Genomic DNA, 19,246 nt, shown 5'->3' on the forward strand with positions numbered 1-19,246 from the left:
GGATAGGAAATATCCCTTTTTATTTTTCTCAAATTCAGATTTTGGTATAGATTAGTAGATGATGAGACAAACTATTTTTGAAAAGAGAAAAAGACAAACGCCAAAAATGACGTTTGTCTTCGTTCTGAAGAGCCCGAGGGCTCTTTTTTCGTGTAATATTTGGAAGTTTAGCATGGGAGAAATAATCTCTGGTTGGTCTGCTATTCAGATCTTTGAGTGAGTAAGCCAGCCTCATCCATGTCCTGGATGAGTTGCTTAAGTTCTGCTTCCTTGCCAGGCTTAACGGTGACGGTATCAATGCGCTTAATCGCCGAATTATCCTGAATATTCACCAAGGTCAAAGCTTTTTCATAGAATGCGATCCCCTTTTTCATGCTTTCCGGATCATTCAAAGTTAGAATTGTGTAAGAAGAATGTGATTTCTTTCCATTTTCTCGGAAATACTTCTCGCCTTCCTCCTCTAAAAATTGAAATAAACCATGATTGAATAAGTTGTCTTCTACTGAATGGTAGGAAATACCTCCTGTGTGTAGAACATAGACTTTGAGTCGGTTTTTAGTTAGGTTTGGGCTTTCTTTGAGGACGGTGTGACTATTGACGACTTCATCAGAGAATGTCACATAAAAATCCAACCCCCCGCCTTCGAATTGATACTTTCCATTTGATTCTACTTTCTCAGGAGGCATGTCAAGAGAAATAAAGATTTGTTTTAAGCTTTCATTCCCCTCTTGGATATCACTCGGTTCGGCCTTGAACAGATTGGCCAGTATTAGAAATGCCAGGGCTGCAAGAAGGCAGAGGCCGCCACAAATGATCAGGATAATCCGCGTCAAAACTTTAAAAAACTGTTTCATTTTTAAGCCCTCCCTGGTCTGTTAGAATCTGCTAACCCAAAATCGATTTAAAGGGGAAATAAGGAAAGTTGGAGATTTTCTTTTCCTTAGTTTTCTTCAGTTTTCTGCATTTCTTTTAGTACAGCGAGTCTCGTTTGGACGTCTTTTTCCAAGACTTTAAACTTATAGGTCAGATCTTTTTGATATTCCTTGATGAGTTCTTTTTGTTGGTCGATAATTTGCAGGCTATCTTGGATGATATCCAAGTCATCCTTAATGGCTTCAACACGATCAGTTGTATCTAGAACCTCTTCAGTAATAGCTTGGCGGTTCTTAACGAGGAGGTATGAACCGACTGCAGAACCTGTAAAAAGTAGTAAATTTGATAGTTTCATAGTGACTCCTTAAGCATTTTTGATCGTTTCAGCGACTTGGGCAAGTTTGCCGAAGTCTGGTTCATGGGCGATAAAGTCAATTTTTAGGTCGTCATCTGCACTATAGCGAGGGACAAGGTGGACATGGGTATGGAAAACGGTTTGTCCAGCAACTTCTTCGCAGTTGGCGATGATATTCATACCTTCAGCTTTGGTAGCTGCCATGACTTTTTGAGCAACCTTTGGTACTTGGGCGAACAGTTGGCTAGCACTTGCAGCATCCATTTCTAAAAGATTGCGGTAGTGTTCTTTTGGTACGACCAAGGTGTGCCCAGGTGTTACTTGTGAGATATCAAGGAAGGCAAGAACTTGATCATCTTCGTAAACCTTTGATGCGGGAATCTCTCCTGCGATAATCTTACAAAAAATGCAATCTGACATAAAATCTACCTCTACTGTATTGAATTTTGATATAATATAGCTACATTATACCAGATTTGGAGAAAATATGTTAGAAATTAAAAATCTGACAGGGGGCTATGTTCATGTCCCTGTCTTGAAAGATGTGTCCTTTACAGTCGAGAGTGGACAGCTGGTCGGTTTGATTGGTCTCAATGGTGCAGGAAAATCAACGACTATCAATGAAATTATTGGACTTTTGACACCTTATAGTGGAGAAATAAACATCGACGGACTAGCCTTAGGTGCAAATCCTCGTGAATATCGTCAGCAGATTGGTTACATTCCTGAAACTCCTAGTTTGTACGAAGAATTAACTCTCAGAGAACATATCGAGACAGTAGCCATGGCCTATGGTATCGAGCAAAATATTGCTTTTGAACGTGTAGAGCCGCTTTTAAAAATGTTCCGTTTAGACCAGAAATTGGATTGGTTCCCGGTTCATTTTTCCAAAGGGATGAAACAAAAGGTTATGATTATCTGCGCCTTTGTCGTGGATCCTAGTCTCTTTATCGTCGATGAACCTTTCCTTGGTCTTGATCCCCTGGCAATTTCAGACTTGATTCAGCTTTTGGATCTTGAAAAGAAAAAAGGCAAGTCCATCCTCATGAGTACCCACGTTCTTGACTCTGCTGAAAAAATGTGTGATTCTTTTGTCATTCTCCACAAAGGTCAAGTCAGAGCTAAAGGGGATCTTGAAGAGCTGAGACAAGCTTTTGCCATGCCAGAAGCAAGTCTCAATGATATCTATTTGGCTTTGACCAAAGAGGAGGACCGATGAAAGACTTGTTTCTAAAGCGAAAGCAGGCTTTTCGTAAAGAGTGTGTCGGTTATCTTCGCTATGTGCTCAATGACCACTTTGTCTTGTTTTTACTGGTCTTAGTAGGTTTTCTAGCCTATCAGTATAGTCAGCTGCTCCAGCATTTTCCTGAAAATCACTTACCAATCCTAGGTTTAATTGGGATTGTCTCTGTTTTACTCTTACTTTGGGGAGGGATAGCGACTTATGTTGAAGCGCCTGATAAGCTCTTTCTCTTAGTAGCTGAAGAAGAAGTGAGAGAACACATCCAGAAGCAAAGTCTAGTTTCCTTCATCTTTTGGGTTAGTGTACAGACTCTCTTTTTGCTTCTTTTTGTCCCTCTATTTTTAGCCATGGGCTTAGGCTTAGGAGTTTTTGGTGTTTATGTTCTTCTTTTGGGAGTCGGGAAATATTTCCTGTTTCAGAAAAAGGCTGGCAAGTTTTTTAGTGCAAATCATCTGGACTGGGACTATGTGATTGCCCAAGAAAGTAAACGCAAGCAGTTCTTGCTTCGCTTCTTTGCCCTCTTTACCCAAGTCAAGGGAATTTCAAACAGCGTAAAGCGACGAGCTTATCTAGACTTTATCCTTAAAGTTGTTCAAAAGGTGCCGAGCAAGATTTGGCAAAACCTCTATCTTCGTTCTTATCTGCGAAATGGAGACCTCTTTGCCCTCAGTCTTCGTCTCCTCTTCCTATCCTTGCTGGCGTTGATCTTTATCGAGCAAGCTTGGATAGCGACAGCAGTAGTAGTTTTATTTAACTATCTCTTGCTCTTTCAGTTATTGGCCCTCTATCATGCTTTTGACTACCAATATTTGACCCAACTTTTCCCGCTAGACAAGGGGCAAAAGGAAAAAGGGTTACAGGCGGTTGTCCGAGGATTGACTGGTTTTGTTTTATTGGTTCAACTGGTAGTTGGTTTGATTACCCTCCAAGAAAAATTAGCCCTTCTAGCCCTCCTTGGAGCTGGACTGGTCTTGCAAATCTTGTATCTCCCATATCAGGTGAAACGTCAGATGCAGGACTAATACTCTTCGAAAATCTCTTCAAACCACGTCAGCTTTATCTGCAACCTCAAAGCGGTGCTTTGATCAACCTGCGGCTAGCTTCCTAGTTTGCTCTTTGATTTTCATTGAGTATAACATTGCTTATATGATACTAAAAAAGAAGTTGAGTTCAATCTGTCTCAGCTTCTTTTTAGTTACTACAAGATAAGGGTTGGCCCGTAGAGACTCAACTTGGTTTTGACTTGGTCAAAGTGGAAGCGGTCATAGGCTCTCCAAGCGGCACGGGTAGGGGCATCTGGATTGAGAGCACTGAGGCCCATGAGAAGACTGGAAGTTTGGTAAAATTTTTCCAGCTCAATCAAGAATCGATTATCCACTGTCTCAGCTTTAGAGAGAAAGCAGAGGATATTGTCCAGTTGCTCCTGGAAACGGACATCGTCAGTTGTTGCCTGTTTGCAGACTTGGTAGGCTTTGTTTAACTCAGTTATCAGTGTCTGAGCTCTTTTGATTGGGTCTGTTTCTGTCATGAGAATTCCTCCTTTGTGATGGTTTTAAAGTTGTTTTAAGCCTTTGTCTTTCTAATCATAGCCTATCACTTTTTACTCTTTTTTTATCTACAAATCTTTAATTGTCATTGAAATTTCCTGAATGGTAATAGCGGGATTTTATGATAAAATAGTTGTAAGGTTATCATGGTTATTTAGTAAAAAATTCAACACTTTAGGAATTTTTGAGGACCGTTTAGGATTTGGTGAAAATTAGTTGCTAGACTTATGATATCCTCTCTACAGGAGGTTTTATCCATGAACTATATCATCATCCAAAAAGAGAAAGAAATTTTTAAATTAAACATAAAGGATATCTACTATATCCAAACGCATCCAAGTAAAGCCCATACCGTGCAGATTTTTACTAAAGAAGCTAGCTTTGATCTGTTTCAAAATTTAAGCAAGCTTGAGAAACAATATGGGGAAACCTTAACGAGATGTCATCGGAATTGTCTGGTCAACCTTGAACGAGTAAAATCCATGGAACTCCAATCAAAGACTCTTTTTCTTGGAGAAGAAGGTCGATATGCTGTTCAGTATTCCAGACGTCGTTATAGAGAAATTCGCCAAAAATGGTTGAAAGAAGGAGAGTAAGAAGATGAGAATTTTTGTTTTAGAAGATGATTTTTCCCAACAAGCAAGAATTGAAACGACGATTGAAAAACTTTTGAAAAAACAGAGTATCATTCCCAGTTCTTTTGAAGTTTTTGGCAAGCCAAACCAACTGCTGGCAGAGGTGCATGAGAAGGGGGCGCATCAGCTTTTCTTTTTGGACATTGAGATTCGAAACGAAGAGATGAAGGGTCTGGAAGTGGCTAGAAAGATTCGGGATCGGGATCCTTATGCCCTGATTGTCTTTGTGACGACTCACTCAGAGTTTATGCCCCTGTCTTTTCGCTACCAAGTTTCAGCTTTGGACTACATTGATAAGGCCTTGTCGGCAGAGGAGTTTGAATCTCGTATCGAGACAGCCCTCCTCTATGCCAATAGTCAAGATAGTAAAAGTCTGGCGGACGATTGCTTTTACTTTAAATCAAAATTTGCTCAATTCCAGTATCCTTTTAAAGAGGTTTACTATCTCGAAACATCCCCAAGACCCCATCGTGTTATCCTCTATACCAAGACAGACAGGTTGGAATTTACGGCGAGTTTAGAGGAGGTTCTCAAGCAGGAGCCACGTCTCTTGCAGTGCTATCGCTCCTTCCTCATCAATCCAACCAATGTAGTTCGTTTGGATAAGAAAGAAAAACTCCTTTTCTTTCCCAATGGTGGAAGCTGTCTGATCGCGCGTTATAAGGTCAGGGAAGTGTCTGAGGTTATCAATAACTTACACTGAGTGAGGTGATGGAATGGAATTAGTTTGGAAGATAGTATATGCGTTTTTGATACCTGGATTGGAATTGTTTATATTTTTTAAGGTGGATGGAATTGTTCTAACTCTGGAGAGAGTTTTTAAGGCCTTTCTTTTTAAGATACTTTTGGCAGTTGTTTTTGTAATGATTAGCTATATAGTAGGAAATAATTACCTATCTTATTTTGTGGAACCCTTGTACGGCATCGGTTTATCTTTCTTGTTTTTAAGAGGGCTTCCTAAAAAACTCCTTCTCTTTTATGGTCTCTTTCCAATGATATTGGTGAATCTCTTTTATAGAGGAGTCTCCTATTTTGTGCTTCCATTTTTGGAGCAAGGGCAGGTGTATGATGACCACTCTTTTATTTGGTTATTTATAAAAATTTTTATTTGCTTTATTTCTCTAGCTTTTTTGAAATGGTTAGACTATGATTTCACTAGCTTGAGAAGGGAGATTCTAGATAAAGATTTTCAAAAGTCCCTGACTAAGATTAACTGGATAATGGGAGCTTACTATTTGGTGATGCAAAGTCTGTCTTATTTTGAATATGTACAAGGTGTTCAATCAACGACTATTCGCCATCTGATTCTGGTGTTTTACTTGCTCTTTTTTATGGGGGTTGTCAAGAGATTGGACACCTACTTGAAGGAAAAACTTCAGGGAAAACTGAACCAAGAGCAGGACTTGCGCTACAAAGATATGGAGCGGTATAGTCTGCATATAGAGGAGCTTTACAAGGAAGTACGGAGCTTTCGTCATGATTATACCAATCTCTTGACTAGCTTACGTCTGGGCATTGAAGAGGAGGATATGGGACAGGTAAAAGAGGTCTACGACTCGGTCTTAAAGGACTCCGTTCAGAAATTGCGGGACAATAAATATGAACTGGGCAGATTGGTGAATATTCGTGACCGTGCCCTCAAAAGTCTTCTAGCTGGAAAATTTATAAAAGCAAGAGAAAGGGATATTGTCTTTAATGTCGAAGTTCCTGAGGAGATTCAAGTTGAGGGGATGAGCCTGCTTGATTTTTTAACCATCGTATCTATCCTTTGTGACAATGCCATTGAAGCCAGTGCAGAGGCTAGTCATCCTCAAGTTTCAATTGCCTTTTTTAAAAATGGAGCACAGGAGACCTTTATCATTGAAAACTCCATCAAAGAAGAGGGTATCGATATTTCTGAGATTTTCTCCTTTGGAGCAAGTTCTAAAGGGGAGGAGAGAGGAGTTGGTCTCTATACCGTCATGAAAATTGTGGAAAGCCATCCTAATACTAGTCTAAATACCACCTGCAAAAATCAAGTCTTTCGTCAGGTTTTGACAATGTTATCAATTGAATGATAACAAATAATAGAATGACTAAATAATAGAATAAATATAACAAAATTCTATAATATAAGTGTTTTGAAAGATTAATTATGAATTTTTATAATTTTTAAGTTTTTTCTACCATTTGTTAAGTCAATAAGGGAATTATGAAGAAACGAGACTAGACAGTAGCTATCCTGAGGTTACTGTCTTATTTTTTTACAACAAAATAGGCTTCATAATATCTATAGGAGATTTACCCACTACAAATATTATAGAGCCAAGTTTTTTATCCAATACCACCTTGTATGATTACATTTGTTGATGATTTCCATACCTATTGGCTTGGTTTGATGAATCAGATGTTAATATACTTAATATTGAATCGAACCACCATCCTCCACCTGTAATTTGGTTGAGTTCAGTAGTTGTTAGTTCTTGGAATGAAGTTAGGTTTTGATTCTTATCCATGTTATGATTCTCCTGTTTTATAAGATAATAAATAGTTATAGAGTGTTATCTGAAAATTAATCAGAATGTGTTAGAATTTTATCTTTGAAATAATCAAAATATGTTTTCTTTGCAGTTACACTAGTGACTCGACCTTGTAGGCCGTATTGGATGAGTTTACTGTCCTCATTAGATAGTTTTGCAAGAGCGGTTAATTTAAAGAGATTGCCTTGCTCTGTTCTGGTAGGAGTTTGATCAATGCTCTGAAGTTGGCCGATGATGGTAATGCCGTGATTTCCAATCTTCTCCAGTTTTAATCTTACAGTTTGTCCTTTATCTAGTAGAGGTAGATAGTTAGAAGATACGTAGTAAGTGATTAGTACTTCTCTTGTATCTGTGATGACAGGGAATATTTGAGCAATTTCTGTACCAGTTGGAATTCTATTTTTACCTTCAAATTCGCTGTTCAGATGAACGATACCTTTACTTGGAGCGGTTAAGGTATTATTTTCCAAGCGCTGTGTCGCTTGATCTAGTTGTACTTTTAATTCTGTTAATTGATTTTCCACGGTTAGTTGTTGCTGAGAAGCTGTTTGTAAAAACTGAGTGCGGAGTACATCAATTTTGGTTTCTAAACTATTGTCATAAGTTGCTACACTTCCAATCCCAGCTTGCTGAATTTTGAGGCTTGCGATAGATGATTCAAGACCTGCAATACTTTGATTAATTTGAGATAAAAATGGCTCATCTGCCGTTCCTTGTGTTTGTCCTTGAGAGGCTACAAGATAACGATTCAAAATTGACTGATGTGGATTGCCAGTTGGTAAGCGAGCCCTTTTATTTACGATAGCATCTCTCAGCTCCTGGTATTCGCCAATTTGTTGTTGAACTTTTGTGATTTCTTGTTCAATAGCTGATGAACTGCTATTGGCAAGATTAGCTTGATTTGAAACTTCAGTGTTAGTCTTTGAGATACCTAGTTCAATATCATGAGCTTGTTTAGTAAAATTCATAAAGGTATTATGGTAGCCAAACTCATCCTCACCAGAAAAAAGATCGGTATTTTTTTCTAAGCTTTGTTTCAAAATTCCAAGTCCTTCTTTTTGCTTCTCAAGTCTTTGTAATTGAGTTTCTAAGGCAGTTTTCTGGCTCTCTTCCATTGTTTCAGAGTATTTGATGAGTAAATCACCTTTCTCAACTACTTGATTTGCCACTAAATGATTAGCTAGGATAGGATTATCACTGGTCGACTGAATGGATGCAATGACGCTTGTAGGGGTGATTTCCCCTTGGGAAGTAACAGTAATTTCTTTTGTGGCAACAAGGGAGAAAATCACGATGAAAGTAAACAGTAATGAAAGAGGTATGATTAATACTGTCGCATAATTATGGTAACGTCTCTGATAAAACTCGACGCTTCTAAAAAGATTAGGATTCATAACATTCTCCTTATTTGTTGAATAGATGATGGTAGAAGCCCTGCGCCTTCATTAACTCTTGATGACTACCAACTTCAATGATTTTACCCTGGTCAAGAACAATGACACTATTAGTTCGCTCGGCTATACTGAGACGATGGGCTACAAAGAGAATGGTTTTATCAGTTAGGGACATAAGATTATCTATAACTTTTTTCTCAGTCAAGACATCAAGACCGCTAGTAGCTTCATCTAGTATTAAAACGGGAGATTTAGTTAAAAGAGCACGAGCGAGAGCGATTCGTTGCTTTTGTCCTCCTGATAGACCAGCTCCATCAGAGAGCTGAGTTTGATAGCCCATAGGCATTCTTTCAATGTCTTGACGGATTTCAGCTAATTCACAAGCTCTTAGAATATCTTCTTGGCTAATCATATTATTACCGCCCAAAGTTAAGTTTTCCAAGATAGAGCCATTAAAGATATAGGCTTGTTGAGGTAGGTAATTAATATGACGGCGCAAGACTTTTTTATCAATGTTTTTAATATCCTGATGATTGATGGAAATATGTCCTTTGTAGGGTTCAAAGAAATTGACAATCATTTTGGCTAGAGTTGTTTTACCAGAACCACTAACTCCAACCAGGCTGACCTTATCTCCTTGTTTAATCGTGAGATTAATATCTGTTAAGGTATCTCGTCCAAAACCATACTTATAAGAAAGGTCATCAAATTCAATATCGCCCATCAAAAAATGTGAATGGACAGGGTTTTCTTGAACTTGAAATTCAGATTCGACTAGATAGACTTCGTTCAAACGGTTATTAGCGACCTTCGCAGATTGGAGTTTGGTTTGGAGGTTGATAATATTTTCCATAGGAGTTGTAAAGTAAGAAAGAAGTGTGTTAAAGGTAATCAGCTGACCGATAGAAATTTTACTCGACATGACTAATTGAGCGCCAAACCATAGGATAAGGATATTCAGAACTAATTTTGTTCCTTGTTTTAAATTAGTTTGTAAAATAGAATATTTACTGAGTTTAAAGGATTTTTCTAAATAATCTACAAATTCACTGTCTATATTTTGATAGCGATTTTCTTCACTTGTGAGTGACTTGATGGTTTCAATCCCATTGATATCTTCGATAATGGCAGAACTAACCATAGAATTACTTTGCATGACATCGTGGTTCATTTTTTCAAAAGGTTTCATAAAAGAAAAGATGATGAACATGTATATAGGAATGGAAAGAAGAGAAAGAAGGAAGAGATTAGGGTTTTGTGCCAGTAAAACACCCCCTACAATAATCAGAATGGAAACATCAAGAAAAAGAGAGAGAATGGTAGAAGCCAAGGCATCTATAATAGAGTTAGCATCTGTGAACCGTGAAATGATTTCTCCTGTACGACGTGTCGCAAAAAAAGACATAGGAAGTTCGAAAATATGGCGAATATAGGATAAAATCACATCAATGCTTAATCTCTGACTCAGAACAGTTAGGAGATAATCACGGGAGAAACTCATGACTTGCTGGAGGATATAGGTGATAACCAGACCAACTGAGATAATTCCTAAAGTTGATCTCATCTGATTTGGGATGTATTCATCCAAGATTCCTTGGAGATAATAAGAACCACCTATATTGATAATAGTGACCAATAAGCTTGAGAGAACAATGTAAGCAATGAGAGATTTTTGTTTGAAAATCAGAGGAAGGAAGCTTAGTAGACCATTCTTTTTATCTTTATGGGGTTGATAGCTAGGTTTGGGAGCTAGAAAAATAGCTACTCCAGTCCATTCAGAGAAAAAGCGTTCTTTTGACATTTTGGTGATTTTTACAGAAGGGTCAGGATCACCAATAATCAGATAGTCTTTCTTTGTTTGATAGACAACATAGTAATGTTGGAGTTTTCCTTCTTTGTTAACGTGAACGATAAATGGATAGGGGACATCACTCATGTCAAAGAGCGTTTTATCTGCTTGAACAGGTCTTGTTTCAAAGCCCATTTCATCAGCGGCTTTTACAATGCCAAGAGCAGTCGTTCCTTCTTTATTGGTCTTTGCAAGTTCTCTCAAGTGAGCTAGAGAAAAATCTGAACCATAGAATTTAGCAATCGAGGCTAAGGCAGCAACACCGCAGTCTCTAGCATCTATTTGAGGAACAAATGTACGTTTATAAGAAGTCATTGGCAATTCCTTTCATATAATAGATAGGTATATTATGCCATAAAAATAAGTTCATATTTTATAAAATCTTGAATAGTCATTGAAACTTCCTGAATGGTGAAAAAGTGATTAGAAACTATCTTTCTTTAAAAATTTAGAGGTGGATTGAAATAAAAAAGCTAATTCAAGATGTTTCGATGACAATTCAAGATTTGGATGAAAAATTTTAAAAAACAATGATATACTAAACTTGTCAAAGTTGCAACAGAACAAAGATTAAAAATAAAATGGAGGTATTCATCATGGATACAAAAATGATGGAACAATTTGAGATTATGGATACTGATATGCTTACTTGTGTTGAAGGTGGAGAAATAAATGATTATATTGGACATTATGACCCTAGTAACACTTTACCTAATCCTTATCCGTTTCCATTGAAAAATATGGGTCCATTCCCTGTTAGTGGTTATTGCCCACGTGGTTATCATGATATTGGGTACATAGGGGCAGGATTTCATTTATGTAAAATGGGATAGAAAAGCTATTAAAGGAGAATTCCTGTGAAAAAACCCCCTATTCTTTTCAAAACGAGTGCAGTCCTTTCCTATTTATTTTTGTTTTTCGGGTTGTCTTGGACAACACAATTTTGGAGAAATTATTGGGAGTTCTCCTCTTGGGTAGGAAATCTTATCTGGATTCGAAACATCATCAGCCTTCTCTTTATCGGTTTGATGATTTGGATTTTGGTCAGGTCGGGTCATGCTTATCTCTTTCGTATCCCTAGGAAAAAGTGGTTGAGTTATTCTGTTTTGACGATGTTAGCAGCTGTCGTTCTTATAAGCTTTAACTATCTGACAGCTAAACACGTTCAGGGGACAAACGAAGGTTGGAATTTATTTATTGCCTTTAGTGAGACCAATTTTGCGGAGTTCGGTGTTTACCTAACCTTAATCGTACTAGGACCTCTGATGGAAGAATTGGTCTGTAGGGGACTGCTTCAACATGCCTTCTTTAAAAATTCAAGATGGGGACTGGATATTCTATTTCCGTCGATTTTGTTCGCCTTACCTCATTTTTCAAGTTTTCCTAGTCTGCTAGACCTTCTGGTTTATACAGCAGTTGGATGTATATTTGCTGGTTTGACACGGTATACCAAGACTATCTATCCTTCTTACACGATTCATATTATCAATAATATCATCGCAAACTTACCATTTATCATGACTTTTTTGCATAGGGTCTTGGGGTAAAAAAACAAAGGCTTATTTTTCAGCTATAGAGGAGGTCATCATGTATAAACACTTATTTTTCCTAGATTCAAAAACCTTAGACTGGTTGACACCCTATATTCTAGTCTTGGCTTCTGACACCATTGCCTTCAATGTTTTTGTGCTAACCTTTGTGTCCGTTGTGATCTTCTATTTCTTGAATCCCATGATAGCTTTTATAGCTATATTCTTTGGTGCTGGCTATGTTGTCGGATTTTGGTTATTAAAATGGTTTGTTTTAGAGAGATTGGAGGTAAAGGATGGCTTGTAGGAAGGCTTACTTAGTGTTTAAGTGATTACCTTTATGGCTGTTTTCAATAAAGATTATACCTTGTTTTTTGATTTTTATTATAAAAATGTCAAATGCGTCTCTTTACATTCATTCCTAATTCCTAAAAACTGAATCACTGTTTTCCTCAGGCTTATCTGGGGAAGGCAGTGATTTTTTGAAATAAGGGCATAGATATCTATGCTTTTTCTTGTCTTATTTAACCATTTAGGAAATCTTAAGCACCATTTAGGATTTGGAGTAAGGATTTAGGAAAATATAGCTTATATTAGAGATGTCTCGAGTTTACCAAGGAGAGTTAAAATGAAAAAGTATCAACTTCTATTCAAAATGAGTGCAGTCTTTTCTTACCTATTTTTCGTATTTGCTCTTTCTCAGCTGACGCTTATTGTCCAAAACTATTGGCGATTTTCTTACCAGATTGGCAATTTCGTCTGGATTCAAAATATCTTGAGTTTGCTATTTAGCGGAGTCATGATTTGGATTCTGGTTAAGACAGGCCATGGTTATCTCTTTCTCATTCCAAGAAAAAAATGGCTTTGGTATTCGATTTTGACAGTATTAGTGGTAGTACTCCAGATCTCTTTTAACGTTCAGACAGCTAAACATGTTCAGTCAATTGCGGAAGGTTGGGTCGTATTGATCGGTTATAGTGGGACCAACTTTGCTGAGCTAGGTATCTATGTAACCTTGTTTTTTCTGACTCCACTGATGGAAGAGTTGATTTATAGGGGTTTACTTCAACACGCCTTCTTTAAGCATTCGAGATTTGGTCTTGATTTGCTTTTTTCGTCCATTTTATTTGCTCTCCATCATTTTTCAAGCCTGCCTAGTCTGTTAGATATCTTCGTCTTTGCAACATTTGGCATCATCTTTGCTGGTTTTACCCGCTATACAAAGAGCATTTATCCATCCTATGCTGTGCATGTGATTAATAATATTGTAGCGACATTACCATTTTTGCTGACTTTTTTACACAGGGTATTTGGGTAAAAATAATTATCGATTTTAAGAAGTGAATAATGGAATTTAATATTATTCACTTCTTATTAGTTGATTGGGAAGATGGTGCTCTTTGAGTAATTCAAGACGTTTCGATGACAATTCAAGATTTGGATGAAAAAATTTAATAAACAGTGATATACTAAACTTGTCAAAGTTGCAACAGGACAAAAATTAAAAATAAACAAGGAGTATTTACCATGAATACAAAAACGATGGAACAATTTGAGATTATGGATACTGAGATGCTTGCGAGTAAAGTAGGAGGAAAAACAATATATTACGGTAATGGTTTATATTGTGATAACTCTAAAGGTTGCTGGGTAAACTGGCCTGAAGCTATAAATAAAATTCTTACTAATTCTATTGTTAATGGATTTTCAGGTGGGAATGCAGGTTGGAATTCGGGTGGACCTCTATAATGAGAGGGTTAAAGTGGTTTTCTGGTGGGATTGAAAGACGCCGTGAAGCTATCATCATATTAGAAGAACTTATTCAAAATATAAAATGTGATTCTCAACTCCTCCCTTTGAAAGATATATTGATTTCTTACGAATGTGAATTAAAGAAAGGAAGTATATCGATTCCTTATACCCTTAGTCGAATGAACATTGAAATTTCAAATGTATTAATTGAAAATGCGCTACATTTATCTGAAATTCAGTCTAATCAGATAAAAAAATTAAGAGAATTATCTAATATTAGATATGGATACTAGGATATAGTATAGGTGATATGTTAATTATAGTTTATGTATTTCTAATATTTTTATTGTAACTCTGAATTTGAGTGAGAAAATTAAAACAGTGTTGTACTAAATTTATCATGGTTGCAACAGGAAAAAAATTAAAAATAAACAAGGAGTATTTATCATGAATACAAAAATGATGGAACAATTTGAGATTATGGATACTGAATAACTCGAATTTGTAAGATTATGATTCTTAAATATAGTATTATTATCGCTATTAATTTACTGTCTTATTTGCTTACTTACAAAATATCAAAGCTATCTAAGAATGATGAGAATAAGATAGTTAGCAAAATTTTGATTATATTATCAATAGTTTATATAATTGTTGATGTTTTGCTTAGTTGATGGATTTGTAGGAAATAAAAAAACTTAACTACAAACGATTAATTTACTAATATTTTTTCTGCAAGATAATAAATAATATAGTAAAACTTTTTATTGCAAGGAGAGCAGTGAAAATTAAGATATTTTAGATACTCAGGATTATTGAAATCTTAGACTTAAAAATAAGTACTGCTACTTTTAAGAAGATAGTAGACGTCTATACTTTGTTAAGAAAATCAAAAATATATTATTAAAAATAATTCTATTTGTTTATTGAATTTAAGACTTTGGTAAAAAATTGAAAATAAAAAAAGAAGTATTCATCATGAATACAAAAATGATGTTACAATTAGAGGTCATGGATACTGAAATGCTTGCGAAAGTTGAAGGAGGTTTCGGAGATATGCTTTCTGGTTTATTGGGTGGACTAGCACCGTCTCCAACTTTGGATCAATTAAATGGTAAGTGGCCTATTAGACATCCTTCGAAACCATGTAGTCCTTATGGTATAGGGGGAACTCCAAACTCATGTAATGGTATTTTAAAAAAAGGATTGAAGCTATGAAGGCAAAACATGGGAATCAGATTGTTGATGTTTGGGAAATTGGTCAAGCAACTCCTAAACCAAGTTGGGTAGAGGAAGCTTTTCAAAAAAATTATATGGTTTGGTTGGATAATCATGTGCGCATTCTAATGGCAGGTCTCAACACTTCTCTCGCAACGAATATCAAGTTTGGTCTAGTTGGAACAGTTGGAGGAGGATTCGCTGGTTATGGAATGTATGTTCTTGGTTATCCAGGTGATTATATAGATATCACCAATCATAGAGTTGTTTCTGCTAAAACATTTCACAAAAGTTATCAAATTTTAGAAAATGATCAGATGTCATTTAATTGTAATGGAGAAAGCAATGAAAAAAATATTTTTTAAAAAACGGACCATCTTCCTTGCGAGATTGTTCCTAGGTCAGTTGCCTTTACTTGTCTCTACTTATCTATTTCTATCTCGTCAGTTTTTAAATTTTTCCTTAGTCCTCCAATTTCTCTTAGTGGTTATCAACTTGGCTTCTATTTTGGTCACTGTTTACCTCACTAGGGAAATGAGGATAAGAGAGTTTGAAGATGATGATTTGGTTAGTCCTAGAACCAATCAACTTATGTTTATCGGCTTGACAGGTTTTATGTCTATTATTTGTTTGTATAGAGGGATCACAGCAGGAGAATTCTATCAACAACTAATTGCCTACATTGGTGCTATTCTCTGCTTGATTATCATGCTTCTGCTCATGTGGGGCTTGAAGTATTATAAAAAGTAGAGCTTAATCATAACCACCCGTTAAACGGGTGGTTTGTACCAGGGCTATAAGCCCAAATTACCAGCCAGCGCCTAAAGACGCTGGCTTTCACGTTGTTCAAGCCCTATTGCTCCTGACTCGTCACTTGCCTCTTAAAGAGGCTTAGGTATTACTTACCACTATCCCTAAAGGGATCCTCATATTCTTTTACACTCAATTTATCTAGTGCTATATCATGCTTTACTCGTTCTCAAATTTTCATACTCGTGAAGAAATCATTCACTGGATAATTTCTTTAATCTTGAATATATTTCTTAATTGTGGCTTCATTGAGTCCAACCGTACTCACATAATAACCTTCCGCCCAAAAATGACGATTCCCAAACTTGTACTTGAGATTAGCGTATTTGTCATACATCATGAGTGCACTTTTATCTTTTAATACCCCATGAAACTTGAAACACTTATACTCGGTGGATTACTGACTAACATATGTACATGGTCTGGCATTAAGTGACCCTCGATAATCTCAACACCTTTATAATTACATAATCTATGGAATATTTCTCCCAAACTACTTCGATATTGATTATAGATCACTTTTCGTCTATACTTAGGGGTGAACACAATGTGATACTTACAGTGCCACTTTGTGTGTGATAAACTATGAGACTTTTGTACCATGGTTTTCTCCTTTCGCTTTACAATTGGCTTGAACACCTTTATTGTATCGCATTTGGAGTTTTTGGGGTATAACCTTCGACGCGCACCTACATAGCGGGTGTTTTTTTGTCTCGCTCCGTGAGGTGCGAGACAGACTGAAAGTCACATAATGAAGTATAAAGGGGTAAGTGTTTTCGAAATACTTACCCTTTTATAATGAAGTTTTTGCAATTCAAGATGTTTCGATGACAATTCAAGATTCGGGTGAAAAATTAAAAAAAACAATGTTATACTAAACTTGTCAAAGTTGCAACAAGACAAAAATTAAAAATAAAAAGGAGTATTTGTCATGAATACAAAAATGATGTCACAATTTGAGATTATGGATGCTGATATGCTTGCTTGCGTTGAAGGTGGAGATATTGATTGGGGAAGAACAATTAGCTGTGCAGCGGGGGTTGCATACGGTGCGATGGAAGGCTACGCTACAACTTATGGCTCAACATTTCTACTTGGGCCATACGCTATAGGAACAGGTGCAATTGGTGCTGTACTAGGTGGAATTGGCGGTGCGCTTACCTGTTAGCATGGGAAAGGAGATAGTAATGAAAAAAATATTTGCAACAAAACGCAATGTTTTCTTAGTGAGGTTGTTGTTCGGACAGATACCTTTGGTTGTTTCTACTTATCTATTTCTATCTCGTCAGTTTTTAAATTTTTCCGTAGTTTTCCAATTTCTTTTAGTAGTTATTAACTTGGCTTCTATTTTGGCTACTGTTTACCTCACTAGGGAAATGAGGATAAGAGAGTTTGAAGATGATGATTTGGTTAGTCCTAGAACCAATCAACTCATGTTCATCGGCTTGACAGGCTTTATGTCTATTATTTGTCTGTATAGAGGTATCACAGCAGCAGAAGCCTACCAACAAATAATCGCCTATATTGGTGTGGTTCTATGCTTGATTATCATGCTTTTGCTCATTTGGGGGTTGAAGTATTATAAAAAGTAGAGGTTAATAAAGTATAAAAGGGTAAGTGTTTTCAAAATGCTTACCTTTTTTAATGAAGTTTTTGCAATTCAAGATGTTTTGATGACCATTTAAGATTTAGATGAATTTGTAATCTTAAATAAGGTAAGATAAATATATCAAATGTAAAGGAGTATTCTTATGAAGAAACAAAAGATAAAATCACTATTACTTGTACCACTTGTATTTGCATCTATTACTACAGGTGTTGCATATGCAGAAGAACAGACTACTTCTTCCTCTATCCAGCCTAATGATAGTTCTGTTGTGGCACCAGATCTGCAATCGGGTACGGAAAATGTTGAGCATAAACCTTCCGTTGTAACTCCCGAAGAGTATGAGCAGAATGTTGCGGAATTTAAAAAGATAGATATTGAAGCCGTTCGTCAATCTTTTACAGAGGATCAATTGGAACATACTATATATTTTGGTAGAAAAACTTGTTCTCATTGTCGTCAATTTTCTCCTGAATTGAAAGAATTTAATAACTTAATTGAAAAGAAGTTAGAATATTATGATTTGGATGGTAAAGATTTTGACGGGGAAGCGAGAGAGTTTCTATTTAAAAAAGTCGGTATTCCAGGAACACCAACAATTTTGTATTTAAGAAACGGACGTCCGATATCTGGATGGGTTGGTGGCGGAGCAACTGCACAACAGGTTTATGATTATATGTACTCGAGAAACTCACCTAAGCAAACGGAAACAGTAGCATCTTCTGAGGATACAGTAACAGAAAGTGTCCGTGATGATAAAACAGGAGAGGTGGAGAATTCAAAGGAAAATTTAACTAATAATAGTGATAGTAGAGAACCATTGAAGAATAATATTCCTCCTTCTAACACTATAACTGTTCAGCCTGAAGATTTGGTAATGACAGATAAGAATAAGCGAGGAGATACATCTAAGACAATCTCTGAAAATACTGATAAGTTACAAACTTCTTTATCCGAAGTTAAGGGGAATGATTCTGCCTCCCAAACCATTCATTTGAGCAAACAATTACTGCCTAATACAGGAGAGGAAGAAAGTTACAATCTATTGCGTATAGCTGTTGCACTCTTAATTACTTCAGGTATGATCAAGTGGAAACAAAGAGTTCATAAATAAAAATTTTTGCCTCCTTATTTTGATCGACTTTTAAAGGAGAGAGGTTGTGCTTATGACTATTTTTAATAAATTTCATGCCTTTTGTTTTGGATTTTTAGTACTAATAATCGTAATTACAGTTCCTTATACGATTAACCATGGGGATTTTTTTCAAAATGAATCTGCATTGATTATTGTAAGTCTTCTTGTAACCGCGCTGAGTGTTTCTTATGCTAGAAAGTTTGAAATGATTTCTTTTGGGATGTTAAGCAAGAAACAACTTTTACTTTTCATTGCAATCTTTCTTCTAAGTGTGCTTGAGACGCTAGTTTATATTCATTTCTTCGCTGTTTCTTCTGGAGCAGGAGCTCAACACTTGGAGGAAGTCAGCAGAGGAATTTCTATGTCTTTGATTTTGACTACCTCAGTTTTTGGACCCATCCAGGAGGAACTCATTTTCAGGGGACTATATTTGAAAATTCTTGGTTAGGGCTTGTGCTAACTTCCTCTCTCTTTTCTTTCATGCATGGACCTTCTAATGTCCCTTCGTTTATTTTTTATCTACTTGGGGGCTTGTTACTGGGCTTTGCTTATAAAAAGAGCCAAAATCTATGGGTTTCTACTCTAGTCCATATGTTTTACAACAGTTGGCCACTCTTATTTTATTTATAAAAATCATGAAAGGTAAGTAGGAGATTGTGCTTACCTTTTTCTTTCTATAATGATAATCCAAACCACCCCAGAGGCTTTTATTTGAGAATCAGGTCGGGACTGGTTGACGAATAGCCTAAAAACTAGTAGAATAGTAAGGAAACTTTATACG

The 19,246-nt window shown here is 36.4% G+C and carries 24 protein-coding genes and 2 pseudogenes; 18 read left to right on the top strand and 8 right to left on the bottom strand.

All coding sequences use genetic code 11. The annotated features are described in order from the left end of the window. Window positions 1-200 precede the first annotated feature (200 nt). From QM867_RS09435 to QM867_RS09445, 3 genes are all read right to left on the bottom strand, one after another. Complete coding sequence (locus QM867_RS09435) at window positions 201-854, bottom strand: hypothetical protein (protein WP_414315642.1); 654 nt, start codon at window positions 852-854, stop codon at window positions 201-203. Between the two features lie 86 nt (window positions 855-940). After that, window positions 941-1,228, bottom strand: a complete 288-nt coding sequence (locus QM867_RS09440; protein ID WP_414315643.1) for a hypothetical protein — start codon at window positions 1,226-1,228, stop codon at window positions 941-943. Between the two features lie 9 nt (window positions 1,229-1,237). Then, a complete protein-coding gene (locus QM867_RS09445) occupies window positions 1,238-1,648 on the bottom strand; it encodes an HIT family protein (RefSeq protein WP_414315644.1) in 411 nt (136 codons plus the stop codon). Window positions 1,649-1,715: 67 nt separating this feature from the next. Here QM867_RS09445 and QM867_RS09450 point away from each other — a divergent pair, with 67 nt between their 5' ends. Both QM867_RS09450 and QM867_RS09455 read left to right on the top strand, forming a co-directional pair. Further along, on the top strand, window positions 1,716-2,447 hold the full coding sequence (locus tag QM867_RS09450) for an ABC transporter ATP-binding protein (protein ID WP_311523530.1): 732 nt from the start codon (window positions 1,716-1,718) through the stop codon (window positions 2,445-2,447). After that, window positions 2,444-3,493, top strand: coding sequence for an ABC transporter permease (locus QM867_RS09455; RefSeq protein WP_414273287.1), 1,050 nt, complete (start codon window positions 2,444-2,446; stop codon window positions 3,491-3,493). The genes QM867_RS09450 and QM867_RS09455 overlap by 4 nt, the downstream gene beginning before the upstream one ends. A gap of 176 nt (window positions 3,494-3,669) precedes the next feature. Here the strand turns inward: QM867_RS09455 and QM867_RS09460 are convergent, their stop codons facing one another. Continuing rightward, window positions 3,670-3,999, bottom strand: a complete 330-nt coding sequence (locus QM867_RS09460; protein ID WP_049549671.1) for a hypothetical protein — start codon at window positions 3,997-3,999, stop codon at window positions 3,670-3,672. Window positions 4,000-4,275: 276 nt separating this feature from the next. Between QM867_RS09460 and QM867_RS09465 the strand changes: the two genes are divergently transcribed. The 3 genes from QM867_RS09465 to QM867_RS09475 are packed head-to-tail and all read left to right on the top strand — an operon-like array spanning window position 4,276 to window position 6,710. Beyond that, window positions 4,276-4,614, top strand: coding sequence for a LytTR family DNA-binding domain-containing protein (locus QM867_RS09465; RefSeq protein WP_248034717.1), 339 nt, complete (start codon window positions 4,276-4,278; stop codon window positions 4,612-4,614). A 4-nt stretch (window positions 4,615-4,618) separates the two neighbouring features. Beyond that, window positions 4,619-5,356: a response regulator transcription factor gene (locus QM867_RS09470; protein WP_414273286.1), complete on the top strand. Its 738-nt coding sequence runs from the start codon at window positions 4,619-4,621 to the stop codon at window positions 5,354-5,356. Between the two features lie 13 nt (window positions 5,357-5,369). After that, window positions 5,370-6,710, top strand: a complete 1,341-nt coding sequence (locus QM867_RS09475) for a sensor histidine kinase (protein WP_414273285.1) — start codon at window positions 5,370-5,372, stop codon at window positions 6,708-6,710. Window positions 6,711-6,989: 279 nt separating this feature from the next. On the opposite strand, the gene blpC is transcribed toward QM867_RS09475, so the two are convergent. Genes blpC through blpA form a run of 3 tightly spaced genes read right to left on the bottom strand, consistent with a single transcriptional unit; the run spans window position 6,990 to window position 10,730 of the window. Continuing rightward, window positions 6,990-7,148 carry a quorum-sensing system pheromone BlpC gene (gene blpC, locus QM867_RS09480; RefSeq protein ID WP_248034714.1) on the bottom strand — a complete coding sequence of 53 codons (159 nt, stop codon included), beginning with the start codon at window positions 7,146-7,148 and terminating at the stop codon, window positions 6,990-6,992. Window positions 7,149-7,204: 56 nt separating this feature from the next. Then, window positions 7,205-8,566, bottom strand: coding sequence for a bacteriocin secretion accessory protein (locus QM867_RS09485; RefSeq protein ID WP_414273284.1), 1,362 nt, complete (start codon window positions 8,564-8,566; stop codon window positions 7,205-7,207). A gap of 10 nt (window positions 8,567-8,576) precedes the next feature. Next, window positions 8,577-10,730 carry a peptide cleavage/export ABC transporter BlpA gene (gene blpA, locus QM867_RS09490; protein ID WP_414315645.1) on the bottom strand — a complete coding sequence of 718 codons (2,154 nt, stop codon included), beginning with the start codon at window positions 10,728-10,730 and terminating at the stop codon, window positions 8,577-8,579. A 281-nt stretch (window positions 10,731-11,011) separates the two neighbouring features. Between blpA and QM867_RS09495 the strand changes: the two genes are divergently transcribed. From QM867_RS09495 to QM867_RS09535, 9 genes are all read left to right on the top strand, one after another. Then, window positions 11,012-11,248: a bacteriocin class II family protein gene (locus QM867_RS09495; RefSeq protein ID WP_414273282.1), complete on the top strand. Its 237-nt coding sequence runs from the start codon at window positions 11,012-11,014 to the stop codon at window positions 11,246-11,248. A gap of 24 nt (window positions 11,249-11,272) precedes the next feature. Beyond that, complete coding sequence (locus tag QM867_RS09500) at window positions 11,273-11,962, top strand: lysostaphin resistance A-like protein (RefSeq protein WP_414273281.1); 690 nt, start codon at window positions 11,273-11,275, stop codon at window positions 11,960-11,962. Between the two features lie 40 nt (window positions 11,963-12,002). After that, window positions 12,003-12,251, top strand: coding sequence for an immunity protein BlpZ (gene blpZ, locus QM867_RS09505; RefSeq protein WP_414315646.1), 249 nt, complete (start codon window positions 12,003-12,005; stop codon window positions 12,249-12,251). A 321-nt stretch (window positions 12,252-12,572) separates the two neighbouring features. After that, the gene (locus tag QM867_RS09510; RefSeq protein WP_414315647.1) at window positions 12,573-13,262 is read left to right on the top strand and encodes a lysostaphin resistance A-like protein; all 690 of its coding nucleotides are present in this window, start codon (window positions 12,573-12,575) and stop codon (window positions 13,260-13,262) included. A 209-nt stretch (window positions 13,263-13,471) separates the two neighbouring features. Next, window positions 13,472-13,693, top strand: coding sequence for a leucocin A/sakacin P family class II bacteriocin (locus QM867_RS09515; protein WP_248034707.1), 222 nt, complete (start codon window positions 13,472-13,474; stop codon window positions 13,691-13,693). After that, window positions 13,693-13,989, top strand: coding sequence for a bacteriocin immunity protein (locus QM867_RS09520; protein ID WP_248034706.1), 297 nt, complete (start codon window positions 13,693-13,695; stop codon window positions 13,987-13,989). Before QM867_RS09515 ends, QM867_RS09520 begins: the two co-directional genes overlap by 1 nt. Window positions 13,990-14,674: 685 nt before the next feature. After that, entirely contained in the window at window positions 14,675-14,914 is a 240-nt protein-coding gene (locus QM867_RS09525; protein WP_315640804.1) for a ComC/BlpC family peptide pheromone/bacteriocin, read from the top strand. Further along, complete coding sequence (locus QM867_RS09530; protein ID WP_414315648.1) at window positions 14,911-15,279, top strand: role in replication; 369 nt, start codon at window positions 14,911-14,913, stop codon at window positions 15,277-15,279. Before QM867_RS09525 ends, QM867_RS09530 begins: the two co-directional genes overlap by 4 nt. Further along, on the top strand, window positions 15,260-15,664 hold the full coding sequence (locus QM867_RS09535) for an immunity protein (RefSeq protein ID WP_414273278.1): 405 nt from the start codon (window positions 15,260-15,262) through the stop codon (window positions 15,662-15,664). Before QM867_RS09530 ends, QM867_RS09535 begins: the two co-directional genes overlap by 20 nt. 148 nt (window positions 15,665-15,812) lie before the next feature. On the opposite strand, the pseudogene tnpA reads toward QM867_RS09535, so the two are convergent. Beyond that, window positions 15,813-16,327 (bottom strand): annotated as a pseudogene (gene tnpA, locus QM867_RS09540) (IS200/IS605 family transposase). Between the two features lie 328 nt (window positions 16,328-16,655). Between tnpA and QM867_RS09545 the strand changes: the two are divergent. From QM867_RS09545 to QM867_RS09560, 4 genes and pseudogenes are all read left to right on the top strand, one after another. Further along, a complete protein-coding gene (locus QM867_RS09545; protein WP_206284146.1) occupies window positions 16,656-16,892 on the top strand; it encodes a Blp family class II bacteriocin in 237 nt (78 codons plus the stop codon). Window positions 16,893-16,911: 19 nt separating this feature from the next. Continuing rightward, window positions 16,912-17,316, top strand: a complete 405-nt coding sequence (locus QM867_RS09550; RefSeq protein ID WP_206284145.1) for an immunity protein — start codon at window positions 16,912-16,914, stop codon at window positions 17,314-17,316. Between the two features lie 159 nt (window positions 17,317-17,475). Then, window positions 17,476-18,444: a thioredoxin domain-containing protein gene (locus QM867_RS09555; protein ID WP_248034702.1), complete on the top strand. Its 969-nt coding sequence runs from the start codon at window positions 17,476-17,478 to the stop codon at window positions 18,442-18,444. Between the two features lie 52 nt (window positions 18,445-18,496). Continuing rightward, window positions 18,497-19,095: pseudogene (locus QM867_RS09560) on the top strand (lysostaphin resistance A-like protein). Window positions 19,096-19,246 lie beyond the last annotated feature (151 nt).

Source organism: Streptococcus infantis, assembly GCF_047463635.1.
In the GTDB taxonomy this organism is placed as follows: domain Bacteria; phylum Bacillota; class Bacilli; order Lactobacillales; family Streptococcaceae; genus Streptococcus; species Streptococcus infantis_W.